The organism is Chryseobacterium sp. CCNWLW53 (assembly GCF_037083525.1).
Taxonomy (GTDB): Bacteria; Bacteroidota; Bacteroidia; order Flavobacteriales; family Weeksellaceae; genus Chryseobacterium; species Chryseobacterium lathyri.
The window spans coordinates 521,145-538,533 of record NZ_JBAOJR010000002.1 but is presented as its reverse complement, the minus strand read 5'-3'; the positions used below and the strand labels follow the sequence as shown (position 1 = coordinate 538,533).

Below are 17,389 nucleotides of genomic sequence, written 5' to 3'. Positions count from 1 at the left end.
TTTTATTTTTTTAAATTAAATAAAAAGGCAGTCCGGGTTTGAACTGCCCTCAATAAATTTAGTTAAATATAAGACTATTTTGCAGATTCTTCATTATAGTTCACCATCCAATGAACTCCATATTTGTCCTGAAAACTACCGAAATAGTCTCCCCAAAACTGGTCTTCAATCGGCATTTCTATATTTCCACCTTCAGAAAGACCTTTGAACAGTCTGTCAGCTTCTTCTTTGGATTCCGGGAAAATGGATACATAATTATTATTTCCTACGTTAAGGCTCTGCCCGAAGCTTGGAACAATATCCGAAGCCATAAGAAGGTCATCTCCGATAGGCAACGCAATATGCATCACCCTGTTTTTTTCTTCGTCTGATAAGTTTTCGGTTCCCGGGGCATTGCCCATTTTGAAAACCTCTCCACGGAATTCTCCTCCGAAAACAGATTTGTAAAAGTTGAAAGCTTCTTCTGCTTTCCCGTCAAAATTTAAGTACGGATTTAATTTAGCCATGATTTCTGATTTTTAAATGTTATTGTTAATTAAATTAAGTTTTAAGTTAAACCATTAAGTTTGATTAAGCTTTTAAGAATATTAAGAACTATATTCATATGCCTTAATGGTTTAAAAATTTTGTTACCTCACTTACTATAAAGTTTATAAGATTGGAATCTGTGTTTCCTTCGAAGTCTGCCATCATGTAGGATCCGTGGCCTGCCGGAAGGATCATCAGTTGGGATTCGGGGACCAGACGCCACATTTCCACTACATGTTCAGGTTTCATCACATCTTTGTCTCCACTTATGAATAAGGCAGGAACTTTTATAGATGTCAGGACTTTCTCATCCCAATCCTCAAAAGTCTGCATCCTTTTGCTGTCTTTCTCAAACAGGTTTTCAAGTTTTGAAAAATCAGGATTCAGGTTAAGGAAATTGATCTTAAGAGGTTCCGGCATAGATTCGAGAGTAGCTTCTGCCATGCTTTCGAAAAAACCGTCCATCATACCGCCTCTTTTGTAGAATGCAGATGCAATAATGATCTTTTCGGTTATTTCAGGATAAAGATGCGCAATCTGCATCACCGTGCTTCCACCGTTGCTGAACCCCCAGAATGAAGCTTTTCCGATATGAAGTTCCTTTAAAAGAGCTGCTACATCATGGGCATCCTGTTCAAAGGTTTCGGGAATGTCACGATGATCGGTCATTCCGTGATTCTGCAGATCAATACCTATGAGCTGAAACTGGGTTTCAAGCCTGAAAATTATTTCTTTAAAATCAAACAGAATGGAAGATCCTCCGCCATGAATGAGTACCAAAGGTTTTCCGGAACCATAAACCTCGTAGTACATACGGATTCCGTTGACCTGTTTATAGCCTTTTTCATTAGGTTCCATTTGATTAATACTTTAGATTTTCATCTACCTCGTATTTCATGCCCGGATAATCCAGAATTTTTCTCATAAGACCTATCTGCCCACATAAATAGTCTTCACGGCCGATACACATTCCTACGAAATTGAGTTTGGTTTCACGGATAAAAGGAATATTCATCCCGATCTCAAAGATTTCATCCAGCTCTTCATCCGTAACTTCCCAAAGCTTCTGGTATACTTTTGGTGAAATATCGTGAAAATTTTTCTCCAGTTCATCCAAGCTCGGATAGTTGTAATGTTCATCCAGAGCCTTTCCCTGAAAGAAAAGATCACTGTGAGGATCTTCGTCCCTGAGTCCTAAAACCCAACCCAGGCCATAGCGCATATTGACAAAGTTTCCTGCCATCCAGACGATATGGTTGGTTTTTCCTTCAATTCTTTTCAAAGCATCTTCTTCCGAAATGCCGTCCAAAACATTGAGAAAGTTTTGAGAGTGCATTCTGTAAGCCGGAATAACGAGCTCCATTTTTTTTGATTTTGGTGTGTCCATTTTTTAATTTTTAGTGATTGGTGTCTTTTGTAGGAATATAGAGTTCTTCTACAGTTTTTTTAAAATTCTAAGCGTGGCTATTTTACAGCACCGGGTTTTCCTAAGATTCTTCTGAGATACCCCAACTGTCCGCTATGATAAATTTCGTGAAGACAAAAGATAGCAATATCATTAATTGTTTCAGGATTAAACTTTTCAATACTGATGAGTTTTGCTTCAAGCTTGTCCTGGGATTTTTGCAGATAGGATTTTAATTCTTCAAAACCTACTAGCTCATCTTTTCTTTCGAGCGGTATCTCTCCCCTGTTGTAGCAGGAAAATTTATTGTTGTCCCAGACAGATTCTTCTCCAAGGGTATTCAGAAATGCATTCCTTATGTAAATTAAATGCCCCAGAACCCAGTTCAGGCAGTTGGCTTCACCATTTGGGAAGATCATAGCTTCTTCATGGGTAATGCCTTCGGTATTCATTGAAATGACTTTGTAATTGCTGAATACCTGGACTTTCACTATTTCAATGTCGTTTGATTTTGTTTCCATAGCGGCAAGATTTTACTGTGAATAATCTTTGATCTTTATTCAGTTGGCATCTGGGAAACATCGGCAAACGTTATATTCCAGCCATGACCATTTAAGTCCCAAAAGGAGTTTTGATACATCCATCCGTAATCCTGGGGTTCTTCGTGCTGCGAAGCTCCATTTTCCAGGGCTGTATTCACTACCTGATCAACTTCTTCACGGCTGTCCAGAGCAATGGCAACAAGAACCTGTGTTGTATCGCCTTTCGGAACCGGTCTTTCGGAAAAAGTCTGGAAGTATTCCTCTGTCAGGAACATGACGTAAATGTTATCTTCCTTCATCACTACGCAGACTGCTTTGTCATCTGAAAACTGTTCATTAATTGAAAATCCGAGCCTGGTCCAGAATTCTTTTGTTTTCTGTACATCTTTTACCGGAAGGTTGACATAAATTTGATTGGCTTTCATAATAGTAATTTTTGTGTTAATCTTTTAACCAAAATTACCAAGCCTTGATGAAAATCAACTTGCCATAAGACAAGATTTAATTTTTCTTCGAATGGGATACAATTTCTTTGCGGATACGGCTTAAGGAAGTGTCTGTTACGCCCAGATAGGATGCAATTTGTTTGAGAGGAGCAAACTGTACCACCTGGGGTTTCTGCTCCAAAAGATTAAGATAACGCCTGGTAGCGGAAAGAGTAAACATTTCTACAGAGCGCTGTTTATAGACAAAAAGCTCTTTTGACATCCATGCTCTTCCCCATTCTCTGAGATTGGGTATTTTATGGAAAAGCTCTTGAAATGTCTCATAATCAAATTTCCAGCATTCACAGTCTGTAATACAAATGATATTTTCCTGGGTTGGAATTCTCTGAAAAATCGACAATACCTCAATAATGATCTCGTTATCAGCAAAAAAATGTGTGGTTACTTCATTCCCGCTAAAGTCGTTCACGTAGGAACGAGCTAAGCCTTTTTCCAGGATATAATATTCATTAGCCGTCTTTCCTTCTTCAAGAATACTATCTCCTTTCTGGAACGAAACTTTTTCATGAGCCTGGAATATTTCGTCAAGCTCTTCCTGAAGAAAAAACGGGAAATCGTAACAGATCTCTAAGGCTTTGCTGATCATAGAGTTATTGCTTTTTTAAAGCTTTAAAAATATAATTTTTAATTGAATCCTGAATATAAAAAATTAAACAAATTGATGGAATGCATAAAAAGAACCCCATTTTACTGTATTGTTATCAATTGTTTTTATTCTTTCTAAATAATTAAACAGTTTTTTAATTACCTCTGCTAACCTATAATATCAGAACAAAGAAAGCTGGATCGGTTTTGGGTTTTTAGGTGGTTGTGCGTCCCCGAATACTGTTTTCCCTCCAAAGCGCCATGAATTCTGTCTTTCTTCTTCTATCACCTGCTGGATATCAAAATCGGGAGTAAAATCTTTTTCAGTGGCTGCAACAATCTGATGCAGTTTGTTTAAAGTATTCAGCTTGTCGGAATTTCCAAGTTTTGATTTTTCAATTCCTTTTCTGAGAATACTGATGCTTTCGTCATAAGTTTTGGTAGGAACCGGGAAAGGATGTCCGTCTTTTCCGCCATGAGCAAAAGAAAACCTCGCCGGATCGGCAAATCTTGAAGGTGCACCGTGAATAACTTCACTCACTAATGCTAAAGACTGCATAGTTCTGGGTCCTACTCCTTCCAGCATTAAAAGGTCTTCAAAATTCTGAGGCTGCTGCTCACGGGTCACATATAAGAGTGCTCCAAGGCGTTTTAAATCAACATCTGAAGCCTGCACATCATGATGAGCCGGAAGAATTAACCCTGAAAAATCTTTCATTACATCAATAGAATCAGTCTGGGAAATATCCAGAATTCCCTGGCGATTTTCTGAGGCATGGGCATCCGTAAGATTGAGGATTCTTCCTCGTGAGATACCATTGATTCCTGTGTGCGGCTCTTCTATAAATGATTTGATATTCCCTGAATGCCAGTGATACCGCCTTGCAGTACCATCAGTTTCATGCATTCCCTGCTGCACTACACTCCAGCTTCCGTTGTCTGCCAAAATAAAATTATGGAGATAAAGCTGGTAACCATCCTGAATGGCCGTATTGTCTACTTTTGCAGAAAGTTTACTGGCTCTTACAAGTTCATGCCCATTCAGGCCTGTTTTATCAGCAATCTGAAGGAGCTCTGACGGAGTTTCTCGTGAGAATTTACCCTTTCCACCACAGATATAAAGTCCCAGTGATTTTGAATTGGGATTAATGGACCGTTTCAAAGCGCCCATGACAGAAGTTGTAATCCCTGAGGAATGCCAGTCCATGCCCATCACAGCTCCAAAACTCTGGAACCAGAACGGATCTGCAAGCCTACGGAGAACCTCATCTTTTCCGTAATCCATCAGGATCACTTCAATCATGGAAAGCCCGAGCACAGACATACGTTCGTAAAGCCACGGCGGGACTTTTCCGTAATGTAATGGCAGATCTGCAGTTCCTGAACGTTTCATTGTATTTAAAATGTAAAGATAGCTATTGTACGGTTTATTTTTGATGATTTGAATCATCAGTTCTTAGATAATAGGTCTGAACCAGAACCCTTTTATTGTTGCCTTTCATTAACAGATGAAAGTTTGTTCCTATTAAATGAATTAATGGATAGAAGAAAATTCAAGATCTTTATGTTTTTCTTCAACATATTCCTCATTGAAGATAATAGTGTTTCCGAATGGATCATTTACCGTGAAGGATACGGCACCATAAAATGTTTTCTCAAGCCCCGGACGGTTGTATTTATACTTCTTCTCTATTAATTCACTGCGGTATTCAGAAATTCCCTCGCCCCAAATCATCACTCTGGTTCCGGGTGTTCCGTCTCCGTGATGTTCACTTAAGTGAAAAACTATATCTCCTTTTTCCACTTCCATGTAAACAGGGGTATTTTCTTCAAAATAATGTTCCCATACTATTTAAATCCTAACCAGTCCACATAAAACTCTACGGCTTTTTGATAGTCAAAGATTCTGAGAATAGGAATAATCCGTGTTGCTTTCATAATAAAAATTCTATAGTGAAAATGATAATTTCTGCTGACAAACAAACTATTGATGCGAGAGTATATTGATTAAATTTCCAAACGGATCTTTTACAAAAAACCTTCGTACTCCCCAATCTTCATTGGTGATCCCGTAAGTGATTTCAAAACCGGCCTGCTGCATTTTTTCGTAGAGTTCATCTACATGATCAACTTCCATCGAAAGTAGCGGAACCTCCGTATCATTTCCGCCCTGGGTGGCAAAACTTACCTGAACCTGCGCTTCTTCATGGTTTCCGAAAGTCTTGATCCAGCCATGATCCATCAGGATTTCGAGACCCAAAATATCTTTATAAAAGCGATCTGCGTCAGCTAAATGATCTGTTTTTATATTGGCTACAATTCTCTTTACCATTTTATACAAATTAAGAGCTTACAATATAGATTACTGTTAATAATAAGTGATTGTTCTTACAATTTTCTGTATAATTTCTTTATCATCCGGAGTTTCTGAATCATAAAACTCTTCAGATAAAATACGCTCTACCCAGTTGCCTTTTTCATCATATTTATATGCAAATTTAAAATATCTCGGGGCTTCATCTTTTCCGGCAGTAATGATATAGTCCTGCAAGTCACCATATTTATTATAGTAATATTTAATATATTTATTTTCAGCAATAAGCTTATTGGTCCCGGGATCTACCTTTGATGAATAAGCCAGATAGTCAATACTTATGTCCTCAATAGATGAAGATGTTAAAAGGATTACAGGTTCTTTCTCATATACTATATTTTCTATTTTATTATCACGGGGCTGCTGATAGGCTTTTATAGATTTACTTACAAGTTTCACCAAAAAGGGTTCTCCTTCTTTATTGAAATTTAAATCAATCTGGTCAGTATATCCCTTATAATAATATGTATTCGTATTTCCTGAAGTATCATAGTTGAAAATTTCCCATTGGGTCGTTTTAACATTACCAATCAGATCATAATTTTCATATTTCTTGTTTTGAAATTTTTTGGGTGTACTGGTTTCTGAACGGAATTCTGTCTTCTTTTTCTCCTGCCCGCTGCAGGCAATAAAGAAAAGTAAAAGCAGAAGCGTTGAAAAGCGTAAGTAGTAAACTCTCCTGTTAAATTTAATTATTTTCATGGTATTAATTTTTATTGTGGTTAATAAGATAACTCGAAGCTCAATTATTTAACCATGGGTTGAGTTGTTGTAACTCGTTTATTATTCTCCAGAGTCAAAAAAAGCCTTGTGAACGGGTTTTCCACAAGGCTTTATACAATCTTACTATTATAATTACTTCAATGCATCAATTGCTGCGCTGTAATTAGGTTCGGTCGTAATTTCCGGAACCTGCTCTGTATAGACAACCTTGTTGTTTTCGTCTGTAACAATTACGGCGCGGCTCAGCAGTCCTTTCATAGGTGAATCTGTAATAGTTACTTCATAATCATCTCCAAAACTGCTTCTGAAATCTGAAAGTGTTTCTACATTGTTTAAGCCTTCAGCTGCACAGAATCTTCCCAATGCAAAAGGAAGATCTTTGGAAACATTAATCACTACCGTATTATCAAGTTTTGAAGCTTCTTCATTGAATTTTCTTGCAGATGCGGCACAAATCCCTGTATCAATACTCGGGAAGATATTGAATACTTTCTTTTTTCCATCAAAATCTGAAAGAAGTTTCACGTTCAGACCGGAATCCACCAACGCAAAATCTCTTACGGTGGTTCCTACTGATGGAAGGGTTCCTATTGTATTTACTTCGTTTCCTTTAAGGGTAATCGTTGACATAATTTTATTTTTTTAGTTTTTCAAATTTACTTAAAATAGAAAGTCTTCTGAGTCAAATAAAGGTTAAATAATTCTTAAAGTGAAAAATAAACATCCTAGACTTAGAAGCATTATTTAAGTTCCTATTCCGGAATTATGAAGCTGATTGGAAACACTATTACATTTTTATTCTCTGTTTAAAGGTAGTATTTCGATTACAAAGTAAAATTAGAGATAAACAATTGTTTAAAAAGAGATGCTGGCCTCTTTTTTTATTTAAAATACCTTCATAAAACAATCATATTTAGTAAATTTGTGATTCTTAAAAATCAAATAATAAATACACAAGTATAATGTCAGACAAATCAAAAATCTATTACACTCTTACGGATGAGGCTCCAATGTTGGCAACCCACTCGTTTTTACCTATTGTAAAAGCTTTTACAAAATCGGCAAACATTGAAATTGCTGTCCCGGATATTTCTTTGGCAGGAAGAATTTTGGCCAACTTCCCTGAGTTTTTGAAAGATGACCAGAAAATCGGTGATGCATTGGCTGAATTAGGTCAATTGGCAACTCAACCCGATGCAAACATTATCAAATTACCCAATATTTCAGCTTCAGCTCCTCAGCTTGATGAGGCTATTGCTGAATTACAGTCTAAAGGTTTCGCAGTTCCAAACTATCCTGCAGAGCCTAAAAATGACGAAGAAAAAGCCATTAAAGCCAAATATGCCAAAGTTTTAGGAAGTGCCGTAAACCCTGTGCTAAGAGAAGGAAATTCTGACAGACGTGCTCCAAAAGCTGTTAAAAACTATGCAAAAGCCAACCCTCACAGAATGGGTGACTGGGCTTCTGACAGCAAAACTGATGTTGCTCACATGGAGGGAGGAGATTTCTACGGAACTGAAACTTCAACCACTGTAGAAAACGCTACAAAATTCAAAATTACGTTCAAAGGTAATGATGGTGCTGAAACTTTATTAAAAGATTTCGCAGGTCTTCAGGCCGGAGAAGTAATTGATTCTTCTGTAATGAATTTAAACTCTTTGAAAGCATTTGTTCAAAAAGCGATTGATGAGGCTAAAAACAAAAACGTACTTCTTTCTGCTCACCTGAAAGCGACGATGATGAAGATCTCTGATCCTATTATTTTCGGGGCTATCGTAGAAACTTATTTCAAAGATGTTTTCACTAAATACGCTGAAACGTTCAAGTCATTAGATGTTAACCCAAATAACGGTCTTGCCGATCTTTTCGAAAAAATTAAAGGCAATGCTCAGGAAGCTGAAATCAAAGCTGATATTGAAGCGGCTTTAGCTAACGGACCAAGAGTCGCTATGGTAAATTCCGATAAAGGTATTACCAACTTCCATGTTCCTTCTGACATCATTGTTGACGCATCTATGGCTGCTTTGGTAAGAGGAGGCGGTAAAATGTGGAACAAAGACGGAAACGAAGAAGATACAGTTTGTATTATTCCGGACCGTTCTTACGCAGGTTTCTATCAGTCTGTTATTGATGATATGAAAGCTCACGGAAAACTGGATCCTACGACTATGGGTTCTGTTCCAAACGTAGGTTTAATGGCTCAAAAAGCTGAAGAATATGGTTCTCACGACAAAACTTTCCAGGCAACAGCAGACGGAACTATCGAGGTTCAGGATGAAGCCGGAAACGTTCTTCTTTCTCAAAAAGTAGAAAAGGGAGATATCTTCAGAATGTGTCAGACTAAAGATGCTCCCATCCAGGACTGGGTAAAACTGGCAGTAAACAGATCAAGATTATCCGATACACCTGCTATTTTCTGGTTAGACAAAGGAAGAGCACATGACAGAGAGATTATCAAAAAAGTAGAAAAATACCTTAAGGATCACGATACGGCAGGTCTTGACATCAGAATTCTTGATGTAAAAGATGCCATGACTGAAACGCTGAAAAGAGCAAGAGAAGGAAAAGACACCATTTCTGTTTCAGGAAATGTATTGAGAGATTATTTAACGGATCTTTTCCCTATCCTTGAATTAGGAACTTCTGCTAAAATGCTTTCTATCGTTCCATTGATGAACGGAGGAGGTTTATTTGAAACAGGTGCAGGGGGTTCTGCTCCAAAACACATTGAGCAGTTCCTGGAAGAAGGTTATCTGAGATGGGATTCTCTAGGGGAATTCCTTGCACTTCAGGCTTCTTTAGAACATTTGGCTCAGACACAGGGAAATACAAAATCTCAGGTTTTAGCTGATGCACTGGATGAAGCTAATGCTAAATTCTTAGCTACCGATAAATCTCCTGCAAGAAAAGTAGGCCAGATCGACAACAGAGGCTCTCACTTCTATTTAGCAATGTACTGGGCAGAAGCTTTAGCTAACCAGACAACAGACGCTGAATTGGCAGCTCATTTTGCTCCGGTTGCAGCAGCATTACAGGAAAGTGAAGCTGTTATTAACGAAGAATTAATCAGCGCTCAGGGTAAACCTCAGAATATTGACGGTTACTACAAAACGGATACCTACAAAACGTATGCAGCCATGAGACCAAGCACTGTTTTAAATGAAATTATTGACGGAATTTAATTTCTGAATTGATATAAATAAAAGCTCCTTTCTATAAGGAGCTTTTTTTATTTTAAACACTTTTCAATACAAGTAGCATGAATTTTTTAAGGTTGAATATCTATTTTTTAAATTTTATCCTCCACAATCACCCTCCTGTGCTCTCTTCCCCAATTGATCATTTCTGCAATGATTTTTCCAAATGTTCTGCAGTATTCTGTAGGTTCATATTCTATTAAAACCGGAGTATCGGGGTAAACATTTCGTTTGACCAATTTATTCAGCTCCATGTCTTTTAACTCTTTTGAAAGCATTCTTGTGGTAATTCCCGGTATACTACGTTCGATCTCGCGAAAACGTCTGTGTCCGTTACAGATTGAGTTGATCACAGGAATTCTCCATTTTCCTCCAATAAAATAGAGGGTATCCTGCAGGGCTCTTAGTTCTTCGGTTTGGTCTCTTTCCATAAATGCAAAGTTAAATGATATCATTAATGATACTGATATACTCTGTGATACTGATTACAAAAGTATATCAATTTGAAATAACTTTGTCAAAAATTTTAGAAATGAATACATTTAATAACAAGCTAGCTATTGTGACCGGAGGAAACAGTGGAATTGGCTATGCAACTGCAAAGGAATTAATAGCAGAAGGTGCAACAGTGATTATTACCGGAAGAAGAAAAGAAGCTATTGAAAAAGCAGCTGAAGAATTGGGAGCCATCCCGTTTGTAGCAGATCAGGGAAAATTAGAAGATATTGAATCTTTAAAATCAAAAATCGAAAGTCAGTTTGAAAAAGTTGATATCTTGTTTATTAATGCAGGAATCACAGGAACATTAGGCTCAATTGAAAATATGAGCTCAGAGAATTTCGACCAGGTAATGGATATCAATTTTCGGGGAGCTTATTTCACATTAAGCAAATTCATTCCTTTATTAAATACCGGTGCTTCGGTTGTTTTTTTATCATCGGTTGTCGCATCCACTTACAAACCCAACAGTTCGGTTTACCAGGCAAGTAAAGCAGCTTTAAATTCAATTGCAAAAACAGCTGCTGCAGAACTAGCACCAAGAAAGATTCGTGTCAATATGGTAAGCCCGGGACCTACGAAAACAAACATCATGACCAAAGCAGGTCTGGATAAAAAGACATTGGAAGGACTTGATGAATGGCTGATTGATCAAATTCCTTTGAAAAAAATGGGAACTGTGGAAGATATTGCAAAAGCCGTACTGTATTTATCAGACAATAATTTGGCAAGCTTTATAACAGGTACGGAAATTATCATTGACGGAGGAATGGCGCTGTAGTTGGAAGTAAGGAGGCTGGGAGTTAGTATCAGAACATCATAAACTTTCAGCTTCCATCATCCAACTTTCTTTTTACCCTTAAAAATTCCATTTTCACCTTTTGATTTGTCCGGTTCACCCAGCTTTATATTTCGATTCTTTTTTTAAGCGTATACTTTTGAGCCATAAAAATAAATCATTATGGACTCAGTACATAAAAAAAGGAATGTAAAACCTATTGCCATAGTATTTCTGGCAGTTTTAGGAATCTTTGCAGGATTGCAGTTTTCCAATCAGCCTTTGAAAGGACAGCCTGTTTCTAAAAAGATTGAGGCTCCGCGCGAAGTTCTTGCCATTTTGGAAAACTCTTGTTTTAATTGTCATTCCAATCAGCAGAATTTAAGCTGGTACGACAAAATTGCTCCGATTTCCTGGGCGGTAAACAAAGATATAGAAAGAGCCAGAGAAGTTTTAAACTTTTCAGAGTGGAATTATTCGCCGGCTGAACATCAGGGAAAGATGTATGCCATTTTGAATATGATGCAAAGCGGAAAAATGCCTCTTCATGAATATACACTGCTCCATCCAACAGCCAAAATCACGAAAAAAGATATTGAAACGGTTAAGAAATACACCCTTTCCTTATCCGGATTGTCTCCTGTAAAACAAGAAAAAGATCTTCATCAAAACATTCAGACTAATCACAGCCCTGATCCGGCAAAATTTCCGGTTTCTCCCAATGGAATACGATATACAGACGAGTTTAAAAACTGGAAAGTGATCAGCATGAGTACTCTTTTTGACAAATCAATTCGTGTAATTTACGGAAATGATATTGCAGTAAAAGCCATTGAAACAGAGAATTTTCATCCGTGGCCGGATGGAAGCATCGTTGTAAAGTCAGTTTGGAAGCAGGAAAATTTTGCAGACGGAGAAGTGAGAGCCGGAGAGTTTATCAATGCTCAGTTTATGGTCAAAGATTCTAAAAAATATACAGATACAGAAGGTTGGGGATTTGCCAAATTTTCAGGAAACGATCTTCATCCCACAGGAAAAACAGCTTCTTTCGCGAAAGAATCCTGTATCGCCTGCCACCGTCAGTTAGCCGAAAAAACCGGCTATTTATTTGATATCCCAATGAAAGTCAACACAGAAAGATTAATTAAAAACCTTGAGAAATAATGAAAAAAATACTGTTTATGATCCTGTCAGTCTGTGCCTTATTCACTGCCTGTAAAATTGATGAACCGGACAAAGATCTAAAACGTCTTGTTTTCGATCCTGGAGATTTAAAATTTATTTCCACATCACTCAATACAAAAAAAGAAACTTCATCTGCTTTGTATGGAAACCGGGAAGCCTTAATCTCTCTGTCAGGTGAAAATAATCAACTTCAGAATGGCTCTGTTATAAAATTAGTCACGTGGAAATACCATGATAATCCACAATACATAGGAGGAACCATTACAGGTGAACTATTAAGTATAGAAACCATTCAGACTGATCATAACGGAAATGTTTCCTATCAGATAAAAAACGCTTCAGAAAATCAAAACATTAACATCAATAAAAATAAAGAAGAAAGAATACAGTATATCATGAGCTATAAACCTGTAAAAAGACCTTAAAAAAACACTCAGAAGCTGATTTTCAGTTTCTGAGTATTTTTTGTGAATGATCCATTTTGCTACGCAGAGTCAATAGTCAATTTATAGGAAAAATTCACCGGCAAAGCAAATTCACAATTGACGATTCACCTTTTCACTATTCATCACCAATACCATTCTTTTTACAAATAAAAAACCTAATTTCACTTCTCAAAACCACTGTTCCCATGCAACAGCAAAAAATAAAAATTTCACAGGCCACCATCTGGATAAGCTCTCTTTTTCTGGGTATTTTATCTTCTGTACCTCAACTCGCCTCCCATGAATTCAACTGGAAAGAGGCCACTGTAAATTCAGCAATAACAGCCGCATTTTCCGTGATCATGTGGTACCTCAACATTTATTTGCTTAACCGCAGTGCAGGAAAGCGGAAACAGAATATCTCATATTCAAGATTATTAACTGCTCTGGCATTCGGAATGGTGATTATGTTCGGACTGGCCTGGATCCAGCAGCTCATTTTATCTCACATCAATTTCGGTCCGGTTATGCTGATGGTGGAAGTCCGGGGAATCCTGATCAACCTCGTTTGTTATATGTTCCTGACATTACTTCAGAATAATTATGCAGGACAGCAGGTACAGTTGGAACTGGAAAAGGTAAAAAGTGATAATCTGGGGGCTCAATACGAATTATTAAAACAACAGGTGAATCCCCATTTTCTTTTCAACAGCCTGAATACTTTAAAATCGATGGCGGAAACCAACGATTCTGAAACGGTTGATTTCATTATCAAACTTTCTGACTTTTACAGATTTACACTTGAAAGCAGAAAACTAGACCTCATTTCAGTTCAGGAAGAAATGAAGATTATTGATGCTTATCTTTTTCTTCAAAAAGCCCGTTTCGGCGAAGGAATTACATTTACCAACGAACTCAAAAGTGAAGATCTTAAAACACTTATTCCACCTTTTACCATTCAGCTTCTGGTAGAAAACTGTATCAAGCACAATATTGTATCCCGCAGTAAGCCCCTGCATATCAGAATTTACAGTTCTGAAGACAGGATCATTATAGAAAACCCTGTCCAGCGAAAAATTGCCACGGAAGAATCCCTTGGCGTAGGCCTTGACAATATTAAAATGCGGTTCAGGCATCTGTTGGAACAGGAAATAGAAATGTATTCAGACGAAAAAATTTTTCAAATAAAACTACCTTTAATCCATGAATATCATCATCATTGAAGACGAATTCAGAGCAGCAAAGTCTCTTCAAAACCTTATTTTAGAGTTAAGACCCGAGTCCAAAATCATGGGCGTCTATGACAGTATTGAAACCAGTGTTGAAGCTTTATCAAAAGAAATAATGCCGGATCTTATTTTTATGGATATCCAGCTTTCGGACGGGCTGTCGTTCGAGATTTTCAAAGCAATAGATATCACTTGCCCTATCATTTTCTGTACAGCTTTTGATCAGTATATGCTGGATGCATTCAAAAGCAAGGGAATCGATTATATTCTGAAGCCTTTTTCGCGAGATGATATTTCCGAAGCGCTGAAAAAAGTGGATGAACTAAGAAAATTCTTCCGTAAAAATGAGCTTCCTGATATCGAATCTCTTTTGCAAAAGATCAGCCAGCCTGACGGAAAAACCAGTTTTTTAGTCTTTAAAAATCAGAAATATACCACGATCCCTACAGAAAGTATCGCTTATTTTTATATCCACAATGAAATCACGCATCTGGTTACTTTTGATAAGGAACAATTTCAGCTTTCACAGTCACTTGGACAGGTTGCAGAACAAGTTTCCGGGAAACAGTTTTTCAGGATCAACAGACAGTACCTGGTGAGTTTTAAGGCTGTCAAGGAGATGGAGCATTATTTCCAGCGGAAAATTCTGGTTAAGCTTGTTATTGAAACTCCTGAAAAACTGTTGATCAACAAAGATAAAACGCACAGTTTCTTCTCCTGGCTGGAAGACCGTTAATATATAAATTTTCAACCTTTATATTTTCCGGGTTCACCTTTCAATTTGTCCGGCTAACCCTTTTTTATCTTCTTTTGCGCTTACGAGGTTCCTACTTTTGAATCAAAATTAAAGACATGATTCTAAAAAATCTAACCATCGTAAGTGCCTTCACGGCTTTAATATTTGCAGCATCTGCATTTATGCAGAAAGACAGGATAAACACAAGAAACACTGCTGTTTTCCCTGACAATGGTTTTGCTGTTCTGGAACTGTTCACTTCAGAAGGTTGCTCAAGCTGCCCACCTGCAGATGAACTGATGGGACAGATTGAAAAAGAGTACAAAGACCAACCGGTTTACATCCTCTCCTACCATGTAGATTACTGGAACCGGCTCGGGTGGAAAGACAGATTCAGCAGTGCTGAAAACTCCCGGCGGCAGCAGATGTACAGCAGTCTGCTCAGATCACAAACCTATACTCCACAATTGGTGATCAATGGGAAAACAGAATTGGTAGGTTCTGACAGAAATGCCATAGAAAATGCCATTCAGAATGTTATTCTCAGTTCTAAAACCGCCCCTGTAAGCCTTTCAGCTGTAGCTTCACAAAAAACAATCACCATCAGTTATAAAACGGCTGAAACTGCTCCTCAAAATCAGCTGTTTATCAGCTTAGTGGAAAAGAAATCATCTACTCAGGTAGCAGGAGGTGAAAATGAGGGTCACCATTTGCAGCACTGGCAGATTGTGCATAAGCAGAAACAAATCTCACTGAAAGATCATTCGGAAGGAACTGAAGATTTTAAACTCCCGGACAATTTCACCAAGGACAATTGGGAGGTCATTGGATTTATTCAGAACTCAAAGACAGGAAAGATGTACGGGGTCTCTAAAGCTGTCATTCAATAACATTTAGAGGAATAGCTTATAAAAAATTCAACAAAACTTTAAATAATAAAAACAATGAAAACAAAAACAACAAAAATCATCTATTGGTCAGGAATCATTTTTATGTCATTATGGTTCGGAGCGAGCGGCTTCTTTGAACTTACTAAAAATCCAGTGGTATGGGACATTACCCAACAGCTTGGTTATCCTCCTCACTTTATTTACATTTTAGGTGTTTTTAAATTATCCGGAATTCTGGTACTTCTTCTTCCCAACCGTTTATTACGATTAAAAGAATGGGTGTTTGCAGGAATGTTTTTTGATATCATCTTCGCCTTCTTCTCAAAAATTGCAGTACTGGGCTTCGCTGCCACTATAGATGCAGTGATCGCATTTACGATTCTTTCTGTAACGTATATCATGTTCAGGAAGCTGTATTCTTCTGAACTTATTTTTGGAAAAGCGTAGGCAGGAACCGGCTTTGGAATGTTTAATTGGAGGTTCGAAATTCTGAATCCCTTACATGTTCTGTTTCTAATTCAGTAAAAATATAATCACCTTTGCAAAAAAAAAAATTCAGACGATCAATTTTTATGATCTGATCCTATTTAAAAATTCTATTTATGTTTCCCCCAATCAGGTAATATTATTTTTCATTTTCTACGATTGTATTCCTTTGATTGGGGATTTTAATAATAAATCCTCCCGAAAATGAGAGGATTTATTATTGAAACTATGTCGTAGAAAATTTAAGGTGTATCCGTTAGCAAACCGTTAATTCATAAAACTTTCCGGAATCCATTCATAGGCAGCATCTTTTTTCCTTGTAAAGCCAAGGCCCGGCCATGGAAGATGATAAGCAAAAGCTTTAGCCTTGGTTTCTGCCAGCTGATTAAGTAATTTCTTACGGGATTCTGTAGCAATATCCAGATCCGTATCGCCTGAAAATCCCCATTCGGGGTGTGGAAAGAGAATAACATCGGAATGGATCAGATCTGCAATATACATGAGTTTCTCGTTGCCCGATGAAATTGTCGTGACGGTAAGACCTGGCGTATGTCCCGGAGCCAGCTGAAAACTGAAATGATCAAAAAGAGGTTTTTTAAAATCATAAAATTTCAGTTTCGGGCGGATTGTTTTCAGAATATTCTGGATAGGTGGAATGATCTGGTTAAGAAATTCCGGTTGGTTCTTCAGAAAGCTGTTTTTAAAATCTTTGATGGAAGCCTGCAGCCAGAAGTCATGCTCGATCTTTGAAATATAAATATCCGCATTGGGGAAAACCAGGTTATTCTGTTTGTCGACTACCCCACCAATATGATCCGGATGGGCATGAGAAATGAAAACATCTGTGATATCTTTTGGAGAGAATCCTGCTTTCTGTAAGCTTTTCAGAATAAATCCCGTTCTTTCATCTGCAAAAATCCCCATTCCGGCATCCAGTAAAACAAGCCTGCTTTTGGTCTTGACAAGCATCAGGTTCATTGCCATATCAACATAATCATCAGGACGGAAATTGTCTCTGAGAAGAGCCTTTAATTGAGTGATGTCCGCTCTCGGAGCAAATGTATCGATGTTTTTCTCATGAATATATCCGTCCGTAAGAATGAACAGCTCCAGTTCTCCAAGTTTTATCTTTTTGAACCCTGCAAGGTCTTCTTCAGAACGCAGTGAAAATGTTTTGGCACCGGCAAAAACATCAGTAAACGGAACGAAGCTTAATGCTCCGGCCATGAGTCCGCTTTTTAAAAGCTCTCTTCTGTTCATAATCAATATGTGTTTTTTATACTCCGGATTCCTACTGACTAT

General features: G+C 37.7%; 22 protein-coding genes. 8 read left to right on the top strand and 14 right to left on the bottom strand.

The window, feature by feature from the left end; genetic code table 11:
• Positions 1-74 precede the first annotated feature (74 nt).
• The 12 genes from V6R96_RS07415 to tpx form a co-directional block, all read right to left on the bottom strand.
• Positions 75-506, bottom strand: coding sequence for a VOC family protein (locus V6R96_RS07415; RefSeq protein WP_111954979.1), 432 nt, complete (start codon positions 504-506; stop codon positions 75-77).
• A gap of 103 nt (positions 507-609) precedes the next feature.
• Positions 610-1,386 carry an alpha/beta hydrolase gene (locus V6R96_RS07410; RefSeq protein WP_336378533.1) on the bottom strand — a complete coding sequence of 259 codons (777 nt, stop codon included), beginning with the start codon at positions 1,384-1,386 and terminating at the stop codon, positions 610-612.
• A gap of 4 nt (positions 1,387-1,390) precedes the next feature.
• A complete protein-coding gene (locus V6R96_RS07405) occupies positions 1,391-1,915 on the bottom strand; it encodes a DinB family protein (protein WP_336378532.1) in 525 nt (174 codons plus the stop codon).
• Between the two features lie 77 nt (positions 1,916-1,992).
• Entirely contained in the window at positions 1,993-2,454 is a 462-nt protein-coding gene (locus tag V6R96_RS07400) for a DinB family protein (protein ID WP_111954973.1), read from the bottom strand.
• Positions 2,455-2,489: 35 nt separating this feature from the next.
• Positions 2,490-2,900 (bottom strand): VOC family protein, encoded by a 411-nt coding sequence (locus V6R96_RS07395; RefSeq protein WP_336378531.1) that lies wholly within the window; start codon positions 2,898-2,900, stop codon positions 2,490-2,492.
• Positions 2,901-2,976: 76 nt separating this feature from the next.
• Positions 2,977-3,567 carry a Crp/Fnr family transcriptional regulator gene (locus V6R96_RS07390; protein ID WP_111954969.1) on the bottom strand — a complete coding sequence of 197 codons (591 nt, stop codon included), beginning with the start codon at positions 3,565-3,567 and terminating at the stop codon, positions 2,977-2,979.
• Between the two features lie 180 nt (positions 3,568-3,747).
• Complete coding sequence (locus tag V6R96_RS07385) at positions 3,748-4,959, bottom strand: DUF763 domain-containing protein (RefSeq protein WP_336378530.1); 1,212 nt, start codon at positions 4,957-4,959, stop codon at positions 3,748-3,750.
• 141 nt (positions 4,960-5,100) lie between these two features.
• Positions 5,101-5,376, bottom strand: coding sequence for a glyoxalase superfamily protein (locus V6R96_RS07380; RefSeq protein ID WP_336378529.1), 276 nt, complete (start codon positions 5,374-5,376; stop codon positions 5,101-5,103).
• Between the two features lie 38 nt (positions 5,377-5,414).
• Positions 5,415-5,504, bottom strand: coding sequence for a glyoxalase superfamily protein (locus tag V6R96_RS07375; RefSeq protein ID WP_336378528.1), 90 nt, complete (start codon positions 5,502-5,504; stop codon positions 5,415-5,417).
• A gap of 46 nt (positions 5,505-5,550) precedes the next feature.
• Positions 5,551-5,898: a VOC family protein gene (locus V6R96_RS07370; protein WP_336378527.1), complete on the bottom strand. Its 348-nt coding sequence runs from the start codon at positions 5,896-5,898 to the stop codon at positions 5,551-5,553.
• Between the two features lie 36 nt (positions 5,899-5,934).
• A complete protein-coding gene (locus V6R96_RS07365; protein WP_223559210.1) occupies positions 5,935-6,642 on the bottom strand; it encodes a hypothetical protein in 708 nt (235 codons plus the stop codon).
• 153 nt (positions 6,643-6,795) lie between these two features.
• Positions 6,796-7,293, bottom strand: coding sequence for a thiol peroxidase (gene tpx / locus V6R96_RS07360; RefSeq protein ID WP_111954959.1), 498 nt, complete (start codon positions 7,291-7,293; stop codon positions 6,796-6,798).
• Between the two features lie 332 nt (positions 7,294-7,625).
• On the opposite strand from tpx, the gene V6R96_RS07355 reads away from it, so the two are divergent.
• Positions 7,626-9,845 carry an NADP-dependent isocitrate dehydrogenase gene (locus tag V6R96_RS07355; RefSeq protein ID WP_336378526.1) on the top strand — a complete coding sequence of 740 codons (2,220 nt, stop codon included), beginning with the start codon at positions 7,626-7,628 and terminating at the stop codon, positions 9,843-9,845.
• 107 nt (positions 9,846-9,952) lie between these two features.
• Here the strand turns inward: V6R96_RS07355 and V6R96_RS07350 are convergent, their stop codons facing one another.
• The gene (locus tag V6R96_RS07350; protein ID WP_040994435.1) at positions 9,953-10,291 is read right to left on the bottom strand and encodes a helix-turn-helix domain-containing protein; all 339 of its coding nucleotides are present in this window, start codon (positions 10,289-10,291) and stop codon (positions 9,953-9,955) included.
• 101 nt (positions 10,292-10,392) lie between these two features.
• Here V6R96_RS07350 and V6R96_RS07345 point away from each other — a divergent pair, with 101 nt between their 5' ends.
• The 7 genes from V6R96_RS07345 (at position 10,393) to V6R96_RS07315 (ending at position 16,048) form a co-directional block, all read left to right on the top strand.
• Complete coding sequence (locus tag V6R96_RS07345) at positions 10,393-11,139, top strand: SDR family oxidoreductase (protein ID WP_336378525.1); 747 nt, start codon at positions 10,393-10,395, stop codon at positions 11,137-11,139.
• Positions 11,140-11,319: 180 nt separating this feature from the next.
• The gene (locus tag V6R96_RS07340; RefSeq protein WP_336378524.1) at positions 11,320-12,300 is read left to right on the top strand and encodes a heme-binding domain-containing protein; all 981 of its coding nucleotides are present in this window, start codon (positions 11,320-11,322) and stop codon (positions 12,298-12,300) included.
• On the top strand, positions 12,300-12,746 hold the full coding sequence (locus V6R96_RS07335; protein WP_336378523.1) for a hypothetical protein: 447 nt from the start codon (positions 12,300-12,302) through the stop codon (positions 12,744-12,746). Before V6R96_RS07340 ends, V6R96_RS07335 begins: the two co-directional genes overlap by 1 nt.
• 206 nt (positions 12,747-12,952) lie before the next feature.
• Positions 12,953-13,969, top strand: a complete 1,017-nt coding sequence (locus V6R96_RS07330; RefSeq protein WP_111954951.1) for a sensor histidine kinase — start codon at positions 12,953-12,955, stop codon at positions 13,967-13,969.
• Entirely contained in the window at positions 13,950-14,711 is a 762-nt protein-coding gene (locus V6R96_RS07325; RefSeq protein WP_336378522.1) for a LytTR family DNA-binding domain-containing protein, read from the top strand. The genes V6R96_RS07330 and V6R96_RS07325 overlap by 20 nt, the downstream gene beginning before the upstream one ends.
• A 116-nt stretch (positions 14,712-14,827) precedes the next feature.
• Positions 14,828-15,601, top strand: coding sequence for a DUF1223 domain-containing protein (locus V6R96_RS07320; protein WP_336378521.1), 774 nt, complete (start codon positions 14,828-14,830; stop codon positions 15,599-15,601).
• Positions 15,602-15,655: 54 nt separating this feature from the next.
• Entirely contained in the window at positions 15,656-16,048 is a 393-nt protein-coding gene (locus tag V6R96_RS07315) for a DoxX family protein (RefSeq protein WP_223559200.1), read from the top strand.
• A gap of 306 nt (positions 16,049-16,354) precedes the next feature.
• Here V6R96_RS07315 and V6R96_RS07310 read toward each other — a convergent pair whose 3' ends face one another.
• The gene (locus V6R96_RS07310; RefSeq protein ID WP_336378520.1) at positions 16,355-17,347 is read right to left on the bottom strand and encodes an MBL fold metallo-hydrolase; all 993 of its coding nucleotides are present in this window, start codon (positions 17,345-17,347) and stop codon (positions 16,355-16,357) included.
• Positions 17,348-17,389: the final 42 nt, after the last annotated feature.